Source organism: Vibrio sp. 1069 (assembly GCF_033340555.1).
Genome location: NZ_JAWOWP010000004.1, coordinates 331,721 through 355,741 on the forward strand (window position 1 = coordinate 331,721; position 24,021 = coordinate 355,741).

Sequence of the window (24,021 nt, forward strand, 5' to 3'; positions counted from 1 at the left end):
AAAGTTGCATACATAATTGACCAAATCAAACACCATAAAGAAGTAGAGCTATTCCAAGAGGTATACCGCAGAAACTTTTACATGATAGGGCTTCTACGAACTCAAGATGAACGTGAGAAAAATCTAAGAGAAGAAGGGATCACTGACAGAGCGGAAATAGCCAAATTAATAGAAAGAGATAGAAAAAGTAATGACGATAATGGCCAGCATGTTGAAAAAGCAATTCAGAGGGCTGACTACTTCATCCGCAATCTTGATGAAACAGAACAGCTAAATTTTTCTATTTCAAGATTTATTAATCTAATTCATGGAGTTGGCAGCATTACACCAAAGCGTGACGAGCGAGGTTTATATGCGGCTTATTCAGCATCTCTTGCATCAGCTTGTTTATCTCGGCAAGTTGGAGCCGCAATCATGGATGAGAATGGGCAGATAATTGCTACTGGCTGCAACGATGTCCCAAAGTTTAGAGGTGGATTATACGATGCTGACAGCAATTCTGACAAAAGATGCTATAACAAATCAGGTTGCCAAAATGACAAACATAAGTCACTTTTAAAAGAAGAAATATACCAAATTCTACACGACGAGGGGATTGAACGTTCACATGAAATCGCCGATAAAATATTTAACAATTCAAAGGCTAAATCATTAATAGAATACTCTCGAGCTATTCATGCTGAAATGGATGCAATTGTTTCACTAGCAAGACAATCTAACTCTAGTTCCATAGGAAAAACACTCTACTGTACAACATACCCTTGTCATAGTTGTGCTAGACACATTGTTGCCTCCGGTATTGAAAGAGTGGTTTACATCGAACCTTATGAAAAAAGTTTAGCGATGGATTTACATAGTGATTCTATATGTCATATCGACAACCCTTCAAAAGATAAATTACTACTACAAAATTTTGAAGGTACAGCTCCAAATAGGTACGCGGAATTTTTTATTTATAACAAAAATCGTAAAGATGATTATGGAAATGTCATCACATATCAACTTCCTACATCAACACAAGTCGACCCTCATCAGTTAGACTGCTACGTTGATTATGAGGTCAAAGTCAAAAAATATGCAGATAAGAACGCTGGTGAGGATAAATATGTACCAGAGTAATCTTTTAGGATTCTGTTTTTAATTTAATTATATGATTAGGAATAAATATTTATGCCTAAAATTTATTAGTTTTCAAAAAAAGATATCACTTTTGTGGGTATTTCGTTTCCAGAATACAAGAAGATATTTGGAATGAACTCCCAATTATGATGTATCGAATGACTCATAACAACTTGAGGCATTTTAAGGGCGAAGTTTTCTCCATATGACTACGTTCACGCATTTTGAGAGAAACGTCTCTGAGGTGACAACTAATAAATTAATAGAAGTAGTGTCGGTGTACAGAGTGTTGTTATGAGTACACTTAGCTAGACCTTTAATCGTTGAAGATCTCTTAAGTACCACTGATGAAAGTTACTAAATTCTGATTTTTTCATTTCTGCTTCGTTATTGTAAATTGCATTGCTTGTTATTGAGCAAGCGGTATAGCCTGTTTCGTAAACAAAGCGAGTCGCAATTGGTGATCTTTTGGGAGTACTATCCCAGCAATTTGCTAGCCATCGGCTTAGTCCATCATCTTGCGGGACAACTACATTAAGCTGTTGTTTAGTTCGAGTCATTCCAACATAAAATAAACGCCGCTCTTCCTCTGCCTCCTCGTTTGCGAGATATTCACCACTTGATGTTAATACACTATGATTAACATCAGATTTGCCTCCAGGATACTCTTCATCATTCAAACCGATTAACACAACATTATCCCATTCCAGACCTTTGGAAGCATGTAGCGTAGAGAGGACAAATGGTTCACAATTATTTGAAGACTTTTCAGGTGCGAGAATCAGGTTTAAAAATGTGAGAGCATTAATGTTGCTTAATTCTAGTAACTCTTCAACTTTAACTATCCCTCTCTGTCGGTCATTTGACCCAGTACGTGTAACACCTTCGGTACCAATACTGTCCATGAAACCAGCCATTTTCAGTCGTGACAACACATCAAAAACTAGAGTTTCCTCTCTATCTTTCTGATAAATACTATCGAGTCTACTCAAATACTCACTTTGGTGCCTCGAACTGACATCGCCATCAAATAATGTTTTTAGTACAGTATTTAGTTCTGATTTCGGTGTCATCAATGCGTTGAGTGCAGTTTTGAGTTGCCCTTTTTTCCATCGGAAACCTGCCTCTCTTAAAAAACCGTATAGTAGTGGTTGTTTATGGGGGTGGTTTTCAAGCAATCGTAGATCGCCGTAAACAGACAACATGACACCTACAACTAGCATCCCAATTTCTGTACGAGTGTGTAATGAGGTAGTCCCACTCTGATATTGGTATGGTAGACCACATATACGCAAAGCAACTTCAGCCTCAGCAAGATTTGCTTTGGTTCGGGATAGGATCGCTTGTGTTCCATTTCTTCGGTAAAGGTCTTCCAACACTGTTGATAAACAATTATCCACGTATATTCTAACCTTGGTTTCTGGGGTGCTTGGATGACTAACACAAAGCCGTGTTAGCTTCGTAGAATTGCGTCTAATAACAGAATTAGCCATTAGAGAAAGCTGATGTCCAAACCGAAATGTACATGAAAGCTGAAACTCTTTGGTATTCTTGAAATGTTTCTCAAACAGACCGCCAATAAAGTCTGGTCGAGCACCACGCCATTCATATATACATTGGTTGATATCACCCACAGCCATAACTGATGTATCTGGCGTAGATAGATAACGAATCATATTATGCTGTATCAGATTAACATCTTGATACTCATCAACGATAATGTGTTTGAAATGTGCTCCGAGGTTAGGGTTATTACGCAATAGAGAAGTAGCTTCAATTAAGCAATCATCGAATGTTCTTAGATTATTTGTCTCCAACAACTCACAATAGTGGCTATAGGCGAGAATAAACTCTTGTTTGATTTCACTAAAAATCGGGTCGGTAGCTGCATCCGTTGGAGACAAGGCAGCAGCCCGACACCGGGTGATAAAAAGTTCAAAATCTTCTATATCATTAGGGTCTATATAGCTCACTTCATGATTGAAGCCATGACGATAGGCTTCCTTAACTAATCTTTCATAATGAGGGTTGTCTGGAGTGAGCAGCTTTTTCTTTTTGATTACTTGTTTGCGCTCAGCATGACTAACGATCTTTAAAGCTAGGCTGTGAAAAGTACGAACTTCAGGTGCAGGACGCGACTTTAAAGCCTGTTTTAGCTTTTCAGTGAAACTTATCTGTGCAGACTTGTTGTACATTAATATTAGAATTGAGTGTGGGGGAACCCCTGACTTGATCAGCCGCTCAACACGTTTTATGAGAGTGGTCGTTTTACCGCTACCAGGTACGGCTTTAACCAATGCATGTCCAGCGTCATGGTTAACAATGCTTTTCTGCTCCAAGGTGAGTTTTTTTGTCATTTTCTTACCTTATATGCGGCACACTGAAGGGCTTCGGTATAAGGAACAGACTTGGCTTTGCTATGGCATCTGAGATAACCGTTCTCCCACGAGCTAGCTTGAGAACACATAATACAATTAGAAAATATCATTTGAGGATCGGCATGGTGAAGAAAGTTGCGAAGATTGTTCTCTAATTCAACAGCTCCCAACTCCCTAGGCCAAGTGTTAACTTTTGAATTGGCTACTAGGTCAACGTCGGCTAAAAGTACAATTGTTTCGTTGAGCCTTCCTGATTCACTCAAACTCCAGACAGACATTTCCGTTTCACCAACTGAGCAGGTTCCACTGCAGCTTTCGTCTATTCTGGATGGAGGAAGCCAGTTGAAAATAATTAGCCTTTCGTCCTCAATTGAATAACACCCTTTAAATATCATCTGAATGTCATCAATAGATTGAATCTTAAACTCAAGAATAGGAACACCTGTATCAATTTTATCTTGAGTACTGGCATGTGTAACACAAATCTCTATATAACAACGCCTTGTATTCGATGAGTCACTAAGCATTACATCTGGTTGTAGTCCTGTAGTTTTATCGCGCTTTTCAAGCTCGACTCGATCGAAAAATTTAGTTAAATCGTATCGCGCAGGTACAGATTTAGAACATTGACTAACTTTATTTCTAAGCAACCCTAAACGAGGACTACCGCAAAAAACATTGCGTTCTAGCTGCAATACAATGGGGGTACCAGTGTTGATTGCTTGTTGGTAGCAATGGAAAAATGCTTCCTTAGCAGTCTCGTGTAAGTATGTTTCTAGAGAGCAGCAATCTTCGGAATGACGAAAATGCTTTGCGTTGATTTCGCCTAATACGGGGCTAAGACTGCTTCCACATCCTACACAAGTATAGGAATGTGTACGTTGGGCTTCACTAATATGTGTAAGAGTCCCGTCTCCATCTAAAGCAAACGCGTACTGAACGGAGCGAGATTGAGTAGCCATAGATTTACGTGGCTCCAAATGACTTATCAGGGAGGGAGAAGTTTACCATTTTAAGGGGGCAAACACTGAATCTATTGTGTCCTTATTAAACATCTGTAACAGATTTTAAGGTAAGAACAATAGCAAGTTGTTTGAAAACCTAACAGTACAGTTAACATTAATAGTCTTTTCAGGCACAGATCTACATAGCCACGATATTTGAACTGAAATTCTTGAATCGTACAATAAAAGAGCTTTTATTGTACTTATCCATGAACTAATAGGGTATTACCATGAACTAATGAAAGAATTTAAACTATTAAATACTTGTTTTTTATCAGTGATTTAACCAATAATTCAGCTTTCTATTCTCTAGAAAGATTTTTATCATAGATATTTAAAGAGAGTAATGCTTCATGTAAAACGTACCCATATTCTACGAATTTGAACGTTTTCAGGAGATAGTGATGTTAGAACTGTTTTTAAGTAGTTTGGAAAGAGTCGCTAAAATACAACCTCAAATAACGATACTCATTCTAGTTTTAGCTTTATGTGGTAGTGACTTGATTGGGTTCATCAACAACCTTATGGTGGTAATTAAATGACTTTAATGCTCTGGTCTAAAATGCCTTCAGAATGGATTTCAAATGGAGTGCTAAAAGATTCATTTAGTGGTGGTCGGAGTGTTAGTGATGATATCGCAGCTTTGAAGTTGTTTATTGTTCTCTGTCTTCTTGCTAAGCAAGTTAATCGTTCGAGTGGTAAGTCTGTGGATGATGTTTTGGAAATAAAGGCTACATATGATGAGCTTACAGAGATGTGTTCACTTAGCCGTTCCATGGTGTCCCGGGGATTAAAGAAATTACATACAACAGGGTTGTTAACCTCTTCTGGTGTTCGAACAAAAACATATACTTTTACTCAAGGAATATACCGAGGATGGTGCAAGCTTCCGAAACGAGCACTTGTTAAAAACGAGGAAGAAATACCTGCACTGAAAGCTTTCCATAATAGATATTCCCACGAACGTGATGCTCTAAAATGCTTTTTGTACATACTTACTAGTCGAAGCAATAGTAAAACATACGTTGACCTTAGTCGTGGAGCCATAGCTAAAAAGACAGGTGTAAGTTTGGAAAATATTGATGGAGCTATCGGATTTCTTCAAAGCATTAGTTTGATTTCTAAAGTAGAAGATAAAGGGTTCTTAGTTAATCGTAGGAATCTCGACTTGTCGGAACGATTGCATAGGTACTGGACAATAGGTAGCAGCAGCTTGAACTACAAGACATATTCAGTTGAAAGTGAAGATCCTATTAGGGACCCATCGTTGTATTTTATGTTGAACAACAGAACGTTAGGTCGTTAGTTGATCGTTTAGTATTAAGCTTTATTCTTCTCCTACACCGTGGTGAGGTGTTGAAAACCCACTCCGATGAAAGACAAGCGTTAGGCGTCGTGTGATCATACCGGACGGATCGCGATCCACTTTGGTGTTCGACTCGTCGGAAGCAATCTCCCTTTGAGTTTGACGTTCGAGACTCGTGTGGGGAGATGGGGTGGCGCAAAAACAGGGGGATTGACCTTAAGGTCAGCCCCCCACGCGTTACAGCTCTCTCGAATTCTTATTGATGGCTATTTGCATCCAGTAGCCCGCCATTCGGCTTTCAATCTCATCTAACTCATCATAAAGTTGCTGTTGTTCTTGATGGATCTGATTGTTTAGCTTAAGCAGTTGGCGCGTCACCTCAGGCTGGACCCACGGCTCTAAGTACGGTTGATTAGAAACCTGGCGCATCTCGATGCTTCCTCCTGGACAAGGTGGCCAAACCCGCTCATTTCGGTGCAGAAACTGCATCACCTGCTCATCGGCCATTTGAAGGTTTTGATCTTCAAAGAGCTCCGGATCCGCCTTTTCCGGATCGACCTTCATTCTCACCTCGACCACTAATGCTGCTGCGCAAAGGCGAGTAAAAAACGCCAAGCACCAGTTTCTAGGTTCGGGGATGGTCGCCTCATCTGGGTAGATGGCGTCGTCGATATCCATTTCGAGTATCTTATCCAGATCAAAACAGTCTTCCGCGACGATGTCGTACACATCGCTGGCAGTCACGCGGCCAAGTTCCGATGAAATGGTGCAGTAGACCTGTCGTGTGGTGTTCAAGCGAGGGTCGGTCACCACGAACTCCAGGTAGCCGAAGGGGCGATAGAGGCCTTCATAAAGATTGCTCACCTCCCAGAGGCGATTATTCGGGGTTAATATCACGCAGTCATCGTGAGCCTTCATTTCTTGCTTCAAAAACGCCACTAATTCGGGTAGCCAATGCGCCATGTTTTTCAGCGTGGTGGCCACCCTGCCCACAACCAGCGCTTTTGGGGTTGACAACGCCAGTGAGAAATATGAGCTCTGATCCATCTCCCCAACGATGAGGCAGGTGAAGGCTTCGTGGGTTCCAGATTCCGGTCTTCCAAATCGGATGTGATTGATGGACTCAGCACCCAACTGAAGCAATGAAGCAATCACCAAGAGCTCCGTCTCACTGATCCCCGTTTCCTCTACAATAGACGTAGCAAGGTGACGAAAGTGAGTGATGTCCGATAGAGAAATCGGCATATATGAGTGGGTTTGCTTATTACACGCCACCATGCCGCCGTAACTGGAGTAACCCAGACGTTTACTCACCGCGGTCAGCAGCTTGCCCGTGGTCAAATTATCAATACTTTCCCCGCCAAATAGTTTTTTGGCGAGATCGCAAAAGCGGGTGGCTTCGTGTTTTAGTGTGGCTAGGTTGTCGATGTCGACAGGAATTTTTGGCATGACGGATCACCTCATATTCATTACACAAGCCGCTGATTTTCAGTGTAAAGGTAATTGTCAAATTTGGATTGATAATCGTTATCGAGCTCGAACCAAGGCGGCGGGTAAGAGCGATTGAACTATATCGCTAAGGGGGACCTCTGACAAGGAGGATGCGACCAACCGAGCTCAAGATGAAGTTCTAGTCTGAATCCGTTTCTCTATTTGCTTTACGCCTTTTCAGCTCCTCTCTGGCCCATTTTGAAGACTCCTGCATGTCTTTCCTCAAATCTTCAAGTTCAGTGTCTGTGAGGTGCCTTGGCGGCTCTGTATTGGGTTCTTTTCTTTTCATGTTACCTCCATTGATCAAGTTACGTTGATCTCAATGGTTTAATTCATTCCCTTCCTGGCGTAAAACAATCAATCATCCCACCATATGCACTAATGCTCAATAAGCAACCTATGCTGACAGCTGGTGACCAAGTTACCAATGAGCAAAATCAAGTAATCCTATAAGCTAAATTACACGGCCTCATCAATGAAATCTAAACCTGTTAGATCCTCTGAGAAACCAATACCTGTCAGCTTATGTTCGGTCACTAACTCTCGAAGTATATCTGTACAGAATAGGTTTACGGGGCCTTCCTCTACTGACTTGAAGATATATTTATCTTGAGTATCTTCTTCGTCGAAGACTAGTGTTTCCAATCCTATCAATTCACCGTATTCAACTTTGGGAATCGTTAACTGTTTGTTTTCTCTTGCGAATGTCAGTGCTGCATAGAAATACCAAGTTTCACTACCTACATTGATTGGCAAAAACTCTCCACATGTCGACAACTTGTTATGTAAGTAATTGAATGCTTTGGGTGAAAATATGAGGAATGTATTACACCAAATACTTATATCTGGGGTTTCCGAATCTTCCTTGAGAACATCTGCAAACTCCGAATTAACCTTACCCCATATCGGTTGGAGTGATGAATTGTGCGAAGGTTGATGCAGTATGTCTCTTACAAGCTCAAAGTCACCTAATTGTTCAGCTAGGTCACTAGGCAATAATGAAAGAGTTTTAAACTTAGTAGGATCTTCTGTGATTCTATAAACGGTCATGAGCCATTCCAACTTACATCTTTTTTCTGAGTAATCTTTGAAGGGTATTCTCCATCCTTCAAGCTCATTTTAATCCTATTTAACCGAGCTATTACCATCTGTTTTGTCATACCACCAGTCACAAATATTCTTGCGATCCAGTTCTCATAGTTAAATCGATGTATTGAACGGTGTGCCGGTGACTTTGGGTCAACCCAATTCAAGTCGTTGTTCTTTTTGAAGTTCATCATCCAGACCCCATTTCTTGGATCATTTATACCTATTTGGTGCATGTGCAGCTCAAGTCGAGCTGCCTGAATTGCTGTTTGTTTGAACCGACCTTTACCTGGAATAATGTGGTGGGCTTCGTGATTGGTAGTAGGTTTTGGCTCCCCTGCTGCGGTTAGGTTTCTTGCAAGTTTTTGAGTTGGGTGATGTTCTTCTTCCTCAAGCTCTTTCAACTTTTTGCTCTGGTTTTCCTTTACATAATCTCGAAGCTCAGCTTCCATCTCTGTGACTTTGGCATGAGCAATCAATTGTGTACGCTTCATCTTCAAAAACTTTAGATCTCTTTGTTCAGCTTCAAGCATTCGTTTTACTTGCGCTTTGGGTGCGGTACGAGCTTTATTTGTCTTATATTTGGCGTAGAAGTCTTTAACTAACATATCGTAACGATCTAAGGCTAATTCTGCCGCTGATGGGTTTGCAGGACGATTTGAACGATGTCCAGCGATAGATAATCCAGTTTGCATTTCCATACCTATGTGTTGAGTTTTTGATGTAATAACATCGATAGGAAACTGGTTGCAATGTGATTATCGAGAATTATGACTCAGCTTAAAAAATAAAGAGATAAATAGTAAAGGTCGGGAGGTGTAACTGTGGGGAAACATCAATGTATGCGTTAAATATAGAGGGGAGAGTTATATAAAACTTACTATTAGTTCAGTTACCACTTACCTGAGAAAGCTTCACACAGTTCAAGTATAGCTGCCCCTCATATGTCAGCACTGGTATGTTTATCTTTCTAGTCCCCCAAGATTCAATAAGTCGGGCTTATCAGAGGAGAACAAGCCGGCATTACTCATCTAATAGATATAGTATTGACATTTGAGGGTCGCTTCTACCTATGCTTTTTTCTCTTTTGCAATCGCGTCCAGCTCTTCAACTAGGTCTTCGGCTCTGAGGTGCGTGTACCGGCGTAGCATCTGCATCGATTTATGGCCGCTGATGGCCGCGACTTGCTGATCACTTAATCCGCCTTCTACTAAACGGCTGACGCTCTCGTGGCGCAGGTCGTGGAATTTGAAATCCTTCAGGCCAATCTTGGTCTTAATCTTCATCCATACCTTGTTGAAATTGTATGGACGTCTTTTGCCGTCTTTACCTGGCTCGCCAAAAAAAATCAGGTCAGTATCAATTGGCCGTACCGGATTGTTAATTGCCTGTTTAAAAGATTCTAACGCCGGGAGAGAAAGCGGAACGGTTCTCGGCATGGTGTTTTTGGTTTCAACCAGGAAAACTACACGTTTTTTCAAATCAACTTGAGAGCGGCGCAAAGAGGTTATCTCTGATGAGCGCATACCCGTTTCTAAGGCTATACGGACAATCCAGGTTAACATCGGATTCGAGTGTGCCTCAACGGCTTCTAGGAGCTTCAATTCTTCTTCTGGAGTTAAGCGTCGTTCTCGCCCAGAAGGAGGGGAGGGCTTGCGGATATTTTGTACTGGATTAATTGCTAAGCCTATACCCCATTCTTTAATCGCGATGTTGTATAGGTGGCTGAGCAGCGCTAGGTCTATACGAACTGTGTTTGGAGAACGAGGTTTCGGCGCAGGATTCCCTTTGGCGTCGCATCGGTCTAAGCCAGCTAAACGGTCATCACGGTATTTGGCAATGATATCTGGAGTGAGGGCGGCTAGGGAATATTGGCCTAAAGCTTTGATGATTGGTTTGGAATGTCTCGCATCACATGCAGCAGTGGCTGGGCGCTTCGTGGGAGATACTTCAGCTAAATAATGTTGCAGAGCATCTTCTATCGTCATCCGTTCTGAAGAAGAGCGTTTGATATACACGCCACGAACAATTTCATCTTCAGTACGCCTAGCCCAATCTTCTGCATCGCGTTTGAGGCGAAAAGTTTTAGATGTAGTTGGCCAGCCTGTTTTTCTAATAACAGCTTTCCATGTGCCTGAAGGGGTTTTAACTAAGGTTGCCATAAAAGTACTCCCGAATACTCACTGTACTGATTTTGTACCTCGGGACGTATAGAAAGGCAACATTCAAAAGAGGATAAGCGATAAGTGCTTGATTTGAATGGTGGCCCCTCCCAGACTTGAACTGGGGACCAATCGATTATGAGTCGACTGCTCTAACCACTGAGCTAAGGGGCCTTAATAGGACAACGATTATAGGGGAAGCGTTGCAAGGTGTCTAGATACCAACTAGGGCAATTGCGCTTAGTTTTTATCCACTTAGAACAGTAGATAATAAAAAAGGTGACCTAAAGTCACCTTTTTTGATTTCTAAAAGCTTGTATGCGCTGCGATTATTCGTCTAGGAAGCTGCGCAGAGTCTCTGAGCGGCTTGGGTGACGAAGTTTACGTAGTGCTTTTGCTTCGATCTGACGGATACGCTCACGAGTAACGTCGAACTGCTTACCAACTTCTTCTAGAGTATGGTCAGTGTTCATGTCGATACCAAAGCGCATACGAAGTACTTTCGCTTCACGTGGCGTTAGACCTGCAAGCACGTCTTTTGTTGCCACTTTAAGGCTAGTTGCTGTTGCAGAATCTAGCGGAAGTTCTAGCGTTGTATCTTCGATAAAATCACCTAGATGCGAATCTTCGTCGTCACCGATTGGTGTCTCCATTGAGATAGGCTCTTTAGCGATTTTTAGAACTTTACGAATCTTGTCTTCTGGCATTTGCATGCGCTCTGCCAGTTCTTCCGGTAGTGGCTCGCGACCCATCTCTTGCAACATTTGACGAGAAATACGGTTTAGCTTGTTGATCGTTTCGATCATGTGTACCGGGATACGAATCGTACGTGCTTGGTCCGCGATTGAACGAGTGATTGCCTGACGGATCCACCACGTTGCGTAAGTCGAGAACTTGTAACCACGACGATATTCGAACTTATCTACCGCTTTCATCAGACCGATGTTACCTTCCTGGATCAGATCCAAGAACTGTAGGCCACGGTTGGTGTATTTCTTCGCGATAGAAATTACAAGACGCAAGTTCGCTTCAACCATCTCTTTCTTCGCACGGCGAGCTTTTGCTTCACCGATAGACATACGACGGCTGATGTCTTTAATGTTCTGTACGTTTAGAGAAGTCTCTTCTTCAATCATTTTTAGCTTAGCGATTGAACGACGGATTTCTTCTTCGTTACGTTTGATCTTTTCAGCGTATGGCTTGTCTGAAGCAAGAACTTCATCCAGCCAAGCTTCACTTGATTCATTACCAGTGAACAGCGCGATGAATGATTTCTTCGGCATTTTGCCGTATTCAACCACTGACTTCATGATCAGACGCTCTTGAGTACGAACGCGATCCATAGCAGTACGCAGTTCATTCACTAGGTGATCAAACTGTTTAGGTGTTAGACGAAACTCGCGGAATACGTCTAGCATCATTTCATTAGCAACGGTTGCTTTCGGGCTGTTATAGCCGTACTCGTTGATTGCTAATTGAAGATTTTGATAGGTGCTGCGTAGTTGGTTGAATTTCTCTAGCGCTAATTCAGGATCGATACCTACATCTTCTTCAGAATCATCTGAATCGTCATCGCTATCTTCGTCGTCATCAACGTCTTCATCGTCTTCTTCTTCTAACTGAGATTCAGTCAGTTCAGAACCGATGTGTGTTGCCGTTGGTGCAGCGGTGTCGTCAGCATCTGGATCTACAAAACCTGAAATTAGGTCTGTAAGACGTAGTTCTTCAGCTTGAACTTTGTCAAATTGCTCAAGAATGTACGGAATTGTGCCTGGGTATTCAGCAACAGACGATTGAACTTGGTTAATACCTTCTTCAATACGTTTTGCGATGTCGATTTCGCCTTCGCGAGTTAGAAGTTCGACAGTACCCATCTCACGCATGTACATACGTACTGGGTCTGTTGTACGACCAATCTCACTCTCTACGCTAGAAAGTGCAGCGGCTGCAGCTTCGGCTGCATCTTCATCGGTAATATTTGTGTCATCGTTCAGTGCTAAATCATCAGCATCAGGAGCAGTTTCTACTACCTTAATGCCCATGTCGTTGATCATCTGAATGATGTCTTCTACCTGTTCTGAATCTACGATTTCAGCAGGTAGGTGGTCATTTACTTCGGCGTAGGTCAGATAGCCTTGTTCCTTGCCTTTAATAACAAGTGACTTTAGCTGTGACTGCGGATTGTGATCCATAGACGGTATCCAACTTCGTAATCTGGTGAAGGAATCAGTATGCGAAATGCAAACCACTTACTATAACAAATTAAATCGTTGCTGACTAATTAAACAGGGTTACGCTTTTAAATCTAGCATAAGTGCTAGCAGCTCCCTTTTCTCTTCGGCTGATAAACCGACACTTCTTGCTTTGGCCTGCAGGTTTTCAATTTGTTTTTCTACGCACTGGGCAATAATTTTATCCAGTGAGTCTAAAAAGATTTCTTCTTGGTTGTCCTCATCGAGTGGAATGTCCCAACTCGCGAGACGAGACAGAAGGGTCTCATTTTGGCTGTTTCGCCAATGCTCTAATAATTGGCCTGTGTTGATATGGGGATGCGCTTGGCATTTATCAAGTACATCAACAAATAAACTTAGACCAGGAATGGGCAAATCTCTAACGCTAGTTAGATCTGGCACCATACTTACGTATTGTGGGTTTTGAATCAGTAACGCGATCACTTCTCGCATCGGCGTTCGCTTGATTTCTTTATGAGGTTGAGGCCTTTTATCCTCTTTACCTTGTTTTGAAATTAGCTGCTGTAGTTGGCGTTCATCAACCAAACCCAAACGGCGGCCAAGCAATTCTCTCAAGTATAGTCTTAAAGTGCCGCCAGGGACTTTATCAATGAGAGGAACCGCAAGAGTACTCAGTTTTGCCATGCCTTCTTTCGTGCTCATATCGACCTGCTGAGTCAATGAGCTGAACATGAATTCAGACAAGGGCATCGCATTAGACACTTGCTGCTCAAATGCTTGTTTTCCGTTTTGTCGGATATAAGAGTCGGGATCTTCTCCATCCGGCAAAAACATGAATTTTAACTGGCGACCATCCGTTAGGTAAGGCAATGCATTTTCCATGGCACGCCACGCGGCTTCACGGCCTGCGCGGTCACCGTCATAACAACACACGACGGTGCTTGTTTGCCTGAATAACACTTGCAAGTGATCGCCCGTTGTCGAGGTTCCCAATGAGGCAACGGAATAATCTACGCCATATTGAGCAAGCGCGACAACATCCATATAGCCTTCAACCACTAAAATTTGTGGTGGCTCACGGTACGCTTGTAGTACTTCATAAAGGCCATACAACTCTTTACCTTTATGAAATATCGGGGTTTCGGGTGAGTTGAGATATTTTGGTGTCCCATCACCTAATACTCGACCACCAAAGCCTATTACTCGACCGCGTCTGTCTCGAATAGGAAACATCACTCGACCACGGAATCGGTCGTAGCGGTTGCCTTTATCGTTTTCAATCAACATGCCGCCAGTGACGAGCATGTCTTGGTTTTCTTTATTCTGGCCAAAGTTCTTACGAACTAAATCCCATTCATCAGCCACATAGCCGATGCCAAACTTCTGGACGATTTCACCAGACAGGCCGCGATCTTTTAGATACTCAATCGCCACCTTACTTGCTGGCTGTTTGAGTTGGTTACGATAAAATTGAGCAATGCTGCCCATTAAGTCGTATAGGTTACGTTTTTCACTGCTGCTTGCTTGTGGGCCTGATTGAAACGAACCATTACCGCCGCTACGTTGTTCGCGAGGAACATCTAAACCCAAGTATGAAGCGAGTTCTTCAATGGCTTCGACGAATTCTAGTCGGTCGAATTCCATCAAAAAATCGATGGCATTTCCATGCGCGCCACAACCAAAACAATGGTAGAACTGCTTTTCTTGACTGACACTGAATGAGGGTGTCTTTTCGTTGTGGAACGGGCAGCATGCGCCGTAGTTTTTGCCTTTTTTCTTAAGTTTCACACGTGCGTCGATGATATCGACAATATCAAGTCGAGCTAGAAGGTCATCGATAAAACTGCGAGGGATGTGTCCAGCCATAAAACCTAACAAAAAAAGAAGATGATGAGTGGAGTGAATGCCTTAAAAGAATGAGCGTATTGCCCATTGATTTCATTCCATCCATCCAGATACAAACAAGCCGTGCGCTCCAAAGGATAGCACGGCTTGCTGCAATTGGGTGGGGTACCTTAAGCCAATTTAGCGCGAACTAAACCGCTTACTTTACCCATATCTGCACGCCCTTGAATTTGCGGTTTCAGAACGCCCATTACTTTGCCCATGTCTTGCATGCCAGCTGCGCCAGATTCAGCAATCGCGTTCTCGATGAGAGCCGCTACTTCTTCGTCTGTCAGTGGTTGAGGCATAAAGTCCTCAAGAACGGTAATTTCTGCTTGTTCCGCATCAGCAAGATCTTGACGACCCGCTGCTTCAAACTGCGCTACAGAATCGCGACGTTGTTTAACCATCTTGGTCAATACTGCAAGAATGTCGTCATCGTTCAGAGTAATCTGTTCGTCAACTTCACGTTGCTTGATTGCTGATAGGGCTAAACGAATAGTACCAAGGCGCAATTTGTCCTTGGCTTTCATCGCTAATTTTTGCTCTTCTTTGAGTTGATCAATCAGAGCCATAACTAAATTCCTTTTGGAGCTCAGTTATTAGTACAGGCGAACGCGACGAGCGTTTTCGCGAGCTAGCTTCTTAGCGTGACGCTTTTGAGCTGCTGCTTTAGCGCGTTTGCGAACTGTAGTTGGTTTTTCGTAGTGCTCACGACGACGCACTTCAGAAAGGATACCTGCTTTTTCGCAAGAGCGCTTAAAACGACGTAGAGCAACGTCGAACGGTTCGTTTTCACGTACTTTAACTACTGGCATATGCCTTTCACCTCAGGGGTTATTCGTTAACGCTGGTATTCAACAGACCAAATCACAATTGTTAGGTCTCTTACCAGCTTGATCAAAAATGGTGCGGAATTTTAATCCGATCACAACTACTTTGTAAAGCCTTTTGTCGATTATTGTCTGTACAAAATTTGTTTGCAGCACCAAGGCGAGGTAATATGACGCCCAAATTTCCTCTATACAGAAAGCATACTGAGAAAACCATGCGCATTATTGGTATTGAAACCTCTTGTGACGAGACTGGCATCGCAATTTATGACGATGAAAACGGTCTCTTGTCACACAAGCTATACAGCCAAGTAAAACTGCACGCAGATTACGGCGGTGTGGTGCCTGAGTTGGCTTCACGTGACCACGTAAAGAAAACCATTCCTCTTATTAAAGAGGCACTAAAAGAAGCGAACTTAACTTCAAAAGACATCGATGGTGTCGCGTATACCGCGGGGCCTGGTCTTGTTGGGGCGCTATTAGTGGGTGCGACTATCGGTCGCAGTATTGCTTATGCTTGGGGAGTGCCAGCGGTACCTGTTCATCATATGGAAGGTCACCTATTGGCCCCAATGTTGGAAGATAACCCTCCACCGTTCCCGTTTGTGGCGGTATTAGTATCGGGCGGTCACTCTATGATGGTGGAAGTGAGAGGCATCGGTGAGTACAAAATTCTAGGTGAGTCGATTGATGATGCGGCGGGCGAAGCGTTTGATAAAACAGCGAAGCTAATGGGTTTGGATTACCCAGGCGGTCCACTATTATCTAAACTGGCGGAAAAAGGTACACCGGGCCGCTTTAAGTTCCCGCGCCCAATGACGAATGTGCCAGGTTTGGACATGAGTTTCTCTGGTCTAAAAACCTTTACGGCTAACACGATTGCTGCAAACGGTGATGACGAGCAAACCCGCGCGGACATCGCATTGGCATTTGAAGAGGCTGTGTGTGCTACGTTGGCTATTAAATGTAAGCGCGCGCTTGAGCAAACAGGCATGAAACGCATTGTTATTGCTGGTGGTGTGAGTGCTAACCGTCGTTTGCGAGCTGAGTTAGAGAAGTTAGCGAAGAAAGTTGGCGGCGAAGTTTACTACCCACGTACTGAGTTCTGTACAGATAACGGTGCGATGATCGCTTACGCAGGCATGCAGCGCTTGAAGAATGGCGAAGTGGCTGATATGTCAGTAGAGGCTCGTCCACGTTGGCCAATTGATCAACTAACACCTGTCGCTTAGTCAAATTTATGCGGTAGGTTTGAAACCGGTTCTTTGTAATAAAGGTCTCTGCTCCTCAGAGGCCTTTATTTTTAATTATTCAATGAACCGCCTCGTTTTACATTCTGACTGATGCGATCAGTTCGCGATTGTTTCAGTGCTAGGATGACGTGGAAGAATAAGAAATGGATATAACAATGAATAAGTTTGAAATTGAAGGTCAGCAACTTGCTTATCTAGATAAAGGTGAGGGCCCTGTGCTTCTATTTGGTCATAGTTACCTTTGGGATAGCCAAATGTGGGCGCCACAAGTTGAGGTTTTAAGCCAGTCATTCCGTTGTATTGTGCCAGATCTTTGGGCACATGGTGAATCGGACGCTGCACCTGCATCGACACAGTCATTGGCCGACTATGCACAACATATGTTGGCATTGATGGATCATTTAGATATCGAAGAATTCTCGATAGTGGGCTTATCTGTTGGCGGCATGTGGGGAGCTGAGCTAACGGCTCAAGCGCCGCAACGTGTTAAGTCACTGGTATTGATGGATACCTTCATTGGCTGGGAGCCAGAAGTTACGTATAAAAAGTATTTTGCAATGCTTGATACCATCAGCCAAGTCCAAGCAGTGCCTGCGCCAATTATTGAAGCCGTTGTGCCGCTGTTCTTTGCCAACAACGTCAATCAGGATAACCCTAAACTTGTCGCTTCATTCAAACGCAGTTTAGAAGAGCTGAACGGTGAGCGTGCGGTGGAAGTAGCTCGCATGGGGCGCATGGTGTTTGGTCGCCGGGATGTGATTGAGGATTCGGAAAAATTTGCTCTGCCGACGTTAATTGCAGTGGGCTGTGAAGATAAACCACGTCCAGTTTTTGAATCTTATTTAATGAAAGACTGTATCACAGGCAGTGAGTTGGTGGAGATTCCCCAAGCGGGACACATCAGTTGTTTAGAGCAACCTGAGTTCGTCAACCAGATGTTGTTGAACTTCCTGAATCGAGTTCATGCGTAACCAATACATCCTTCTTTAAACGAAAAACTCGGCATTAAGCCGAGTTTTTTTGTGTCAGTTTTTTCTCGCCGATTTTTGGCTCGTCGCCAGACAAAAGCCGACGAATATTTTGATGATGCTTAAATACGATTAAGCAGCACAGCATAGCAACAGGTAACGTGTATTGCGGTTTAAACATCCAAGTATAAAACGGAGTGACCAAAACCGTGACGAGAGCCGCTAAGGATGAATAGCGGAATAGCGCGGCTACTGACAGCCAAGTTAACATTACCAATCCAGTTAAGTCCAAACCAATCGGAGCGATAGCGCCAAGCGCGGTTGCGACACCTTTTCCGCCTTTAAAGTGGAAAAAGATGGGGTACATGTGGCCAAGACAGGCAGCAATGGCGATGACGCCAAGAATGATAGGGTCGATACCAAGAAAGTATCCGCCCCACACGGGGATAGTGCCTTTGAGCATATCGCACAACAAGACTGAAACAGCGGCTCCTCGTCCGCCAATACGCAATACGTTCGTTGCTCCAGGATTGTTAGATCCCACACTGCGTGGGTCTGGCAGTTTTAAGAGTCGACAGATCAAAACCGCACTGGAAACCGAACCTAATAAATAGGCGGCCATTGTCATTATCAGTGCCAGTGCGTCCATAGAAGTCCTTGATGGATTGGAATTTAATGCTCGGTTCCCGCGTAGTTGCTATCATACCCCGAATTTACATAATGCAGAAATCCTCACTGTGATAGAGCTTGCATTATGTGATTTCTTGTATATAAAGATGCTTTCGCAGTTTATACCTAAGTAACATTGTGATGACCAAAGTAAATGTTACTTAGGTATAGAATACTACGATCAAATTACCCCTCACGGGTATCCGACCTCTGTAATAGAAGGACATAAGATGGCTCTGGATAAAGTTTTTATTGAACAGTTAGAAGTAATCACCACCATTGGCGTGTACGACTGGGAACAACAAATCAAACAAAAGTTGGTTCTAGATATTGAAATGGCACACGATAATAAACCTGCGGGCAAAAGTGATGATGTGCAAGATGCACTGGATTATTCGCAGGTGAGTGAGGCGGTACTTAACCACATTGAAAATGGTCGTTTCTTACTGGTCGAGCGCGTGGCTGAAGAAGTAGCAGAGCTTATCATGCAGCGTTTCTCTGTGCCTTGGGTGAAAATCCGCCTAGCGAAGCCTGGCGCCGTGCCGCAAGCACGTGCTGTTGGTGTGGTGATTGAGCGAGGCCGAGCATGATCACCACCTATATCGGTGTTGGGACGAACGTAGAAAGAGAGCAACATGTGCTTGCTGCGTATCAGGAGCTGCAACGGCTTGGAGAAAATCTCCTCGTATCACCGATATATGAATGCGAACCTATTGGTTTTAGCAGTAAGAATTTCTACAACTTTGTCGTTGCAATGCGTACCGAGTTGTCATTAGAAGAGTTGAGCCATCAACTACGCGAGATTGAATTTAAATGGGGACGCGAAGAAAACGCGCAAAAGTATCAGGATCGAACACTGGATCTCGATATAGTGTTGTTCGGTGAGCGCGTCTCCAAGAAAAAACCTGAGCTACCTCGCAGTGATATCTACAAATATCCTTTTGTCACAAAGCCGTTGTATGATCTCGAACCGCAATTAGTGATCCCAGGCGATGGACGCACAGTCGCAGACATTTGGCATGCTATGCAGCCAGTCGATTCGCTCAAACCCGTTTCCTTTCATTTTTAATTTGAGTTGTTTACATGAGTTATTTTGAAGCCTTTATTTTGGCTCTGATTCAGGGGCTGACAGAGTTTTTGCCTATCTCAAGCTCTGCCCATTTGATCCTGCCTTCCGCTATTTTAGGATGGGAAGACCAAGGTCTGGCCTTTGATGTTGCTGTTCACGTCGGTACATTAATGGCTGTCGTGATCTATTTTCGTCATGAAGTAATCACTTTGTTTCAAGCGTTATTTGCTTCGATCTTTAAAGGAGATCGCAGTAAAGAGGCTAAATTGGCTTGGATGATCGTGATTGCGACGATTCCAGCTTGTGTGTTCGGTCTATTGATGAAAGACATCATTGAAGTGTATCTACGTAGCGCTTACGTCATCGCGACTACCACGATCGTATTTGGCTTGTTGCTATGGTGGGTAGACAAAAACGCTAAACTCGTTGCCGATGAATACCAAACGGGTTGGAAGAAAGCTGTATTTATCGGTATTGCTCAAGCCTTAGCGATGATTCCTGGAACTTCACGTTCAGGGGCGACCATCACAGCAGCGCTTTACCTTGGCTTTACTCGAGAAGCGGCTGCCCGATTTTCGTTTTTAATGTCGATCCCAATCATTACATTAGCTGGTAGCTACTTAGGCATGAAGTTAGTGACCAGTGGTGAACCTGTCCATGTTGGTTTCTTACTTACTGGCATTATCACATCGTTTATCAGTGCGTACATCTGTATCCACTTCTTCTTGAAGATGATTTCACGCATGGGCATGACACCGTTTGTGATTTACCGTCTCATTTTGGGCGTCGGTTTGTTCGCTTTTCTATTAAGTGCATAATTGATGCTAACGAAAAACGCCCGCGAAATCCGCGGGCGTTTTTGTTTGTTCGTTACTTCTTAAGTACTGCTTTCACTGCTTCAATACGTCGTTTTTCTTGCTCGTCACGAATCGCAGGGCCTTTAAAGCCCTCTTTGATTATGGTTTGAACGTCAACTGCCGCTGCTGCTTGGTAGGCTTGCCTAAAAATATCCGCCTGTGGATATGGTTGCGTTTCCAGTCCTTTACGACCAGCGTGATCCGCTTGGCAGCAAAGCAAGATATCTTGCAGACGTTCGGACTTACGCCACCCATCAAGCTTATTGAGTATTTTAATTATGGTTTGTGGTTTAAGTTCAGCCGCGCGATGAATATTGGAGTGCTGTTCGCACACCATCAAGGCTAAATCACGAAACTCATTTGGTACCCGGACACGTTCGCACAGCTTTTTGATCAGTTTTAATCCTGTATGGCAATGCATTTTGTGGCTTGGCCATTCGCTCTCTGGCGTCACGCCCTTACCCAAGTCATGCACTTGGGCGGCAAACCTGACGGGGAGTGAGTTACTCAATTTTGCGGCTTGCTCTGCCACCATCAAAGTATGGATGCCAGTATCGATTTCTGGATGCCACTTCTCAGGTTGAGGTACGCCAAATAGTGCATCAATTTCAGGTAACACCACGGTTAATGCACCACAGTCTCGTAGAACCGATAAGAAAATATCAGGGCGAGGAGTAGAGAGAGATTTATGCCATTCTTGCCAAACACGCTCGGGAGTCAGTGTGCTCAGCTCTCCGGACTCTGCCATGTGACGCATTAACCGCATGGTTTCGTCGGCAACCGTAAAGTTTAGATCAGCAAGCTTCGCTGCGAAGCGAGCGACACGTAAAACGCGTAGAGGGTCTTCAATAAAGGCGTCTGATACATGGCGTAGCAGTTTATCGTTGAGATCTTGCTGGCCACCATATGGGTCATGGATCGTGCCATCACTCTCCATTGCCATCGCGTTAATGGTTAAATCACGACGTATCAAATCTTCTTCTAAGGTGACGTTTTGATCGAAGAAACATTCAAAACCAGTGTAACCAGAACCTGACTTTCTCTCTGTTCGTGCAAGGGCATATTCTTCTTTACTTTTGGGATGCAGAAATACAGGAAAGTCTTTACCAACGGCGGTGTATCCTTGGGACAGCATCATCTCGGGCGTCGCGCCTACGACCACCCAGTCGTTGTCATAACTATCAATTCCGAGCAATTTATCTCGAACTGCGCCACCTACTAAATAAACTTGCACGAATTACCTCTTAATTTATGGATATGCCGTTGGACATTGTAGCAAGCAATGGTACTTTTCTTTACTCCTAAGAATAGAAGAAGAGCGTTTATACCATGTCTGACTATTCCCAGGTGGTTTTTTAGCTGGAGAGCCTAATGTATAAGGACTTTTTTGGGTTTGTCGAACAACCATTTTCGATTGTTCCAAACTCACGTTATTTGTATTTAAGCCAACGTCACAAAGAGGCAATCACACATCTCCAAGCTGGGCTAGGCGATGGCGGTGGCTTTGCTATGCTTACTGGCGAAGTAGGTACAGGCAAAACGACCGTCGCAAAAGCGATGCTGGCGAATTTGGGGGATAACACCAAAGCGGGTCTTATTCTCAATCCCACGTTTTCGAGTAGAGACTTGCTCGAAGCCATTTGCGATGAGTTCAAAATCACCTATCCGCCAGATGCAAACCTCAAACAGCTAAACCAGGTTATCCATCAATATTTGCTGCGTAATTATCGTTCAGGCTGGCAGACATTGCTGGTCATTGATGAGGCTCAACACCTTGCTGCCGACGTTCTAGAGCAGTTGCGCTTGTTGACCAACTTGGAAACCGATACCAGAAAATTGCTCAAAGTGTTGTTGGTCGGGCAGCCTGAATTGCAGCGGTTATTACAAACAACACAACTACGCCAACTTGCCCAGCGTATTACCGGGCGTTATCACCTGTTGCCGTTGGATGAAAAAGAGACAGAAGATTACATCGCATTTCGACTACATACAGCAGGTGGCGACCAGCAACTGTTTAATCGTGCTTCTTGTAAACTTATAGCCAAATACAGTCACGGTATACCGCGGCTCATCAACCTTATCTGTGACAAATCCCTCAACATTAGTTATCACCAGGGTAATGTGGTGGTGGATAAGCAAACCGTTCAGCAGGCCTGTGAAGAGGTGATGCAGTTTCAGGCAGATATTTATCAGCAAGATAAAAAAGAGCGCCGGACTTTCCGTTGGCCTGCTTGGGGCTCTGTCACGGTAGGCCTTATTGCTGCATTAAGTACGGGGTGGGCGGTCGTGAATTATATGCCAGCTCAAGCGACGTCAGTGTTGACACAAGTGACGGAGCCAAGAGTAGAGCCAACACCAACCGTCGTAAGCCAACAGTTAACGGATGAGCAGCGTGATTTATTGTTAGCACAAAAACAGTCGAACCTCGCTGTAAATGATTTGTATCGTTTGTGGGGGTATCAAGCATCGGTTCGCGATAATCTTTGTTTGTCAGAACCGCAGTCGACTATGCGTTGTGAGCGTAAAATGGCGACTTGGCCGCTGTTGATGCAACAAAATCGCCCTGTGATCTTGGAGTTGAATTATCAAGGTGATGTTGGGTATGTCATTCTATATGCCGTCGGTAATGACCAAGCTGAAGTGCTCAATGGCAAGCAGCGTCTGCGTCTGCCAGTTTCGTGGCTAAAGCCGTTGTGGCAGGGCAATATTATCGAACTGCGGCATGCTCCGCTGAATGAAACATTACGGTTAGACATGGAAGGCCCTGCGATTGAAGTATTAGACCGATTATTAGCAGAAGCGGTGAGTGAGCCACTGCTTGAAACGTCTATTTTTGATGGTGCGATGAAAGAGCGAGTCGAGTTATTTCAACGTTGGCAAGGAATTGGTGTCGATGGTATTGCAGGTAAGCGAACGCTAGACCGACTTCAGCAAAATGTTCAACCAGATGCGCCTCAACTGGCGAGAATAGAGAAGGAGGACGTATAATGTCAGCTGTGAAACATATAGGTCTGTTCTTGCTGCCAATCACTGCTTCTGCTATCGGAGTCGCTTGGTACTTAGATCTCTTTGCACCGAGTGTTGAAGTAGATACAACGTCCCCGATAGAAAAGGTCGAAGTGGTATCACCTTTCAAAGTATTAGACTATCCAGAGAACACCCAGTTGGCCCAATTGCCAAGAGAGTGGCCAAGTGCAGAGCTATCGCGTGATTTTGGTACATTTACCACCCCCGATGAATACACGAGCCATACACCAAGCAGAGATGAAACACGCGACTCAGCATCAACCCAAACGACTTCTGCTGCTGAAGAGGACCTCGGGTTGTCTTTGGATGATCTGGATTTATCCTCATTATCTCCTGATTTAGCTAGGAAGGTCGAAAATGCCTTATCCCGAGATGATGACAATTCGTCATCACAAACGGCACGCGTGAACGATTTAGAGCGCAACGCTCACCAGTGGCAAGGGCGTCTACCTGCGCTTAATTTGCAAACCCATATGTACGCTAGTGATGAAAATCGCCGTTGGGTGAAAATTAACAATGTTGAGTATCATCAGGGGGATGTCGTTGATGATCAGGTCACTCTAAGAGAAATACAACCGCAAGCTGTGATTGTTGAGTTCCAAGGTGAGCAAATTCGTATACCAGCGTTGTATGAGTGGAAAGGGTAACTCTTGTAGAAACACATCAAGCCAGCGAAATCATATCGCTGGCTTTTTATTTTTCAGAGCATCTTTTGCATCTATT

21 protein-coding genes, 1 tRNA gene and 1 pseudogene are annotated in these 24,021 nt (G+C 43.8%); 9 read left to right on the plus strand and 14 right to left on the minus strand.

Annotated features, from left to right (window positions below):
- Positions 1-6 precede the first annotated feature (6 nt).
- Positions 7-1,119, plus strand: a pseudogene (locus R7040_RS09545) (anti-phage dCTP deaminase); the annotation flags it as partial.
- A 308-nt stretch (positions 1,120-1,427) separates the two neighbouring features.
- Here the strand turns inward: R7040_RS09545 and R7040_RS09550 are convergent.
- Both R7040_RS09550 and R7040_RS09555 read right to left on the minus strand, forming a co-directional pair.
- Complete coding sequence (locus tag R7040_RS09550) at positions 1,428-3,476, minus strand: ATP-dependent helicase (RefSeq protein WP_064353605.1); 2,049 nt, start codon at positions 3,474-3,476, stop codon at positions 1,428-1,430.
- Entirely contained in the window at positions 3,473-4,459 is a 987-nt protein-coding gene (locus R7040_RS09555) for a hypothetical protein (protein WP_064353606.1), read from the minus strand. Before R7040_RS09555 ends, R7040_RS09550 begins: the two co-directional genes overlap by 4 nt.
- Positions 4,460-5,039: 580 nt before the next feature.
- On the opposite strand from R7040_RS09555, the gene R7040_RS09560 reads away from it, so the two are divergent.
- Positions 5,040-5,807 carry a hypothetical protein gene (locus R7040_RS09560; protein WP_064353607.1) on the plus strand — a complete coding sequence of 256 codons (768 nt, stop codon included), beginning with the start codon at positions 5,040-5,042 and terminating at the stop codon, positions 5,805-5,807.
- Positions 5,808-6,044: 237 nt separating this feature from the next.
- Here R7040_RS09560 and R7040_RS09565 read toward each other — a convergent pair whose 3' ends face one another.
- From R7040_RS09565 to rpsU, 10 genes are all read right to left on the minus strand, one after another.
- Complete coding sequence (locus R7040_RS09565; protein WP_064353608.1) at positions 6,045-7,256, minus strand: hypothetical protein; 1,212 nt, start codon at positions 7,254-7,256, stop codon at positions 6,045-6,047.
- A 181-nt stretch (positions 7,257-7,437) separates the two neighbouring features.
- The gene (locus R7040_RS09570; RefSeq protein WP_206779136.1) at positions 7,438-7,587 is read right to left on the minus strand and encodes a hypothetical protein; all 150 of its coding nucleotides are present in this window, start codon (positions 7,585-7,587) and stop codon (positions 7,438-7,440) included.
- A gap of 170 nt (positions 7,588-7,757) precedes the next feature.
- Positions 7,758-8,054 (minus strand): imm11 family protein, encoded by a 297-nt coding sequence (locus tag R7040_RS09575; protein ID WP_182039652.1) that lies wholly within the window; start codon positions 8,052-8,054, stop codon positions 7,758-7,760.
- A gap of 290 nt (positions 8,055-8,344) precedes the next feature.
- Complete coding sequence (locus R7040_RS09580) at positions 8,345-9,079, minus strand: AHH domain-containing protein (RefSeq protein WP_054578491.1); 735 nt, start codon at positions 9,077-9,079, stop codon at positions 8,345-8,347.
- A gap of 375 nt (positions 9,080-9,454) precedes the next feature.
- On the minus strand, positions 9,455-10,546 hold the full coding sequence (locus tag R7040_RS09585; RefSeq protein ID WP_318096710.1) for a site-specific integrase: 1,092 nt from the start codon (positions 10,544-10,546) through the stop codon (positions 9,455-9,457).
- Between the two features lie 98 nt (positions 10,547-10,644).
- A tRNA-Ile gene (locus R7040_RS09590) sits at positions 10,645-10,720 on the minus strand.
- Positions 10,721-10,875: 155 nt separating this feature from the next.
- On the minus strand, positions 10,876-12,738 hold the full coding sequence (gene rpoD, locus R7040_RS09595; RefSeq protein ID WP_005395986.1) for an RNA polymerase sigma factor RpoD: 1,863 nt from the start codon (positions 12,736-12,738) through the stop codon (positions 10,876-10,878).
- Between the two features lie 99 nt (positions 12,739-12,837).
- On the minus strand, positions 12,838-14,604 hold the full coding sequence (gene dnaG, locus R7040_RS09600) for a DNA primase (RefSeq protein WP_005379719.1): 1,767 nt from the start codon (positions 14,602-14,604) through the stop codon (positions 12,838-12,840).
- A gap of 149 nt (positions 14,605-14,753) precedes the next feature.
- Positions 14,754-15,197, minus strand: a complete 444-nt coding sequence (locus R7040_RS09605; protein WP_005379720.1) for a GatB/YqeY domain-containing protein — start codon at positions 15,195-15,197, stop codon at positions 14,754-14,756.
- Between the two features lie 27 nt (positions 15,198-15,224).
- A complete protein-coding gene (gene rpsU, locus R7040_RS09610) occupies positions 15,225-15,440 on the minus strand; it encodes a 30S ribosomal protein S21 (protein ID WP_001145625.1) in 216 nt (71 codons plus the stop codon).
- Between the two features lie 230 nt (positions 15,441-15,670).
- Here rpsU and tsaD point away from each other — a divergent pair, with 230 nt between their 5' ends.
- Together tsaD and R7040_RS09620 are read left to right on the plus strand one after the other, a co-directional pair.
- Positions 15,671-16,687, plus strand: coding sequence for a tRNA (adenosine(37)-N6)-threonylcarbamoyltransferase complex transferase subunit TsaD (gene tsaD, locus R7040_RS09615; protein ID WP_005379854.1), 1,017 nt, complete (start codon positions 15,671-15,673; stop codon positions 16,685-16,687).
- Positions 16,688-16,863: 176 nt separating this feature from the next.
- A complete protein-coding gene (locus R7040_RS09620) occupies positions 16,864-17,679 on the plus strand; it encodes an alpha/beta fold hydrolase (protein WP_005379855.1) in 816 nt (271 codons plus the stop codon).
- A gap of 34 nt (positions 17,680-17,713) precedes the next feature.
- Here R7040_RS09620 and plsY read toward each other — a convergent pair whose 3' ends face one another.
- Complete coding sequence (gene plsY / locus R7040_RS09625; protein WP_005379857.1) at positions 17,714-18,325, minus strand: glycerol-3-phosphate 1-O-acyltransferase PlsY; 612 nt, start codon at positions 18,323-18,325, stop codon at positions 17,714-17,716.
- Between the two features lie 250 nt (positions 18,326-18,575).
- Here plsY and folB point away from each other — a divergent pair, with 250 nt between their 5' ends.
- From folB to R7040_RS09640, 3 genes are read left to right on the plus strand one after another with little or no spacing between them, the layout of a single operon-like run.
- Entirely contained in the window at positions 18,576-18,935 is a 360-nt protein-coding gene (gene folB, locus R7040_RS09630) for a bifunctional dihydroneopterin aldolase/7,8-dihydroneopterin epimerase (RefSeq protein ID WP_005387458.1), read from the plus strand.
- On the plus strand, positions 18,932-19,414 hold the full coding sequence (gene folK, locus R7040_RS09635; RefSeq protein WP_005387457.1) for a 2-amino-4-hydroxy-6-hydroxymethyldihydropteridine diphosphokinase: 483 nt from the start codon (positions 18,932-18,934) through the stop codon (positions 19,412-19,414). The genes folB and folK overlap by 4 nt, the downstream gene beginning before the upstream one ends.
- A 14-nt stretch (positions 19,415-19,428) precedes the next feature.
- The gene (locus tag R7040_RS09640) at positions 19,429-20,232 is read left to right on the plus strand and encodes an undecaprenyl-diphosphate phosphatase (protein WP_017636143.1); all 804 of its coding nucleotides are present in this window, start codon (positions 19,429-19,431) and stop codon (positions 20,230-20,232) included.
- A 52-nt stretch (positions 20,233-20,284) separates the two neighbouring features.
- On the opposite strand, the gene R7040_RS09645 is transcribed toward R7040_RS09640, so the two are convergent.
- On the minus strand, positions 20,285-21,505 hold the full coding sequence (locus tag R7040_RS09645; protein WP_064353610.1) for a multifunctional CCA addition/repair protein: 1,221 nt from the start codon (positions 21,503-21,505) through the stop codon (positions 20,285-20,287).
- Between the two features lie 137 nt (positions 21,506-21,642).
- On the opposite strand from R7040_RS09645, the gene R7040_RS09650 reads away from it, so the two are divergent.
- Both R7040_RS09650 and R7040_RS09655 read left to right on the plus strand, forming a co-directional pair.
- Positions 21,643-23,259 (plus strand): ExeA family protein, encoded by a 1,617-nt coding sequence (locus tag R7040_RS09650; RefSeq protein WP_213896523.1) that lies wholly within the window; start codon positions 21,643-21,645, stop codon positions 23,257-23,259.
- Positions 23,259-23,945, plus strand: coding sequence for a general secretion pathway protein GspB (locus R7040_RS09655; protein ID WP_005379904.1), 687 nt, complete (start codon positions 23,259-23,261; stop codon positions 23,943-23,945). The genes R7040_RS09650 and R7040_RS09655 overlap by 1 nt, the downstream gene beginning before the upstream one ends.
- Positions 23,946-24,021: the final 76 nt, after the last annotated feature.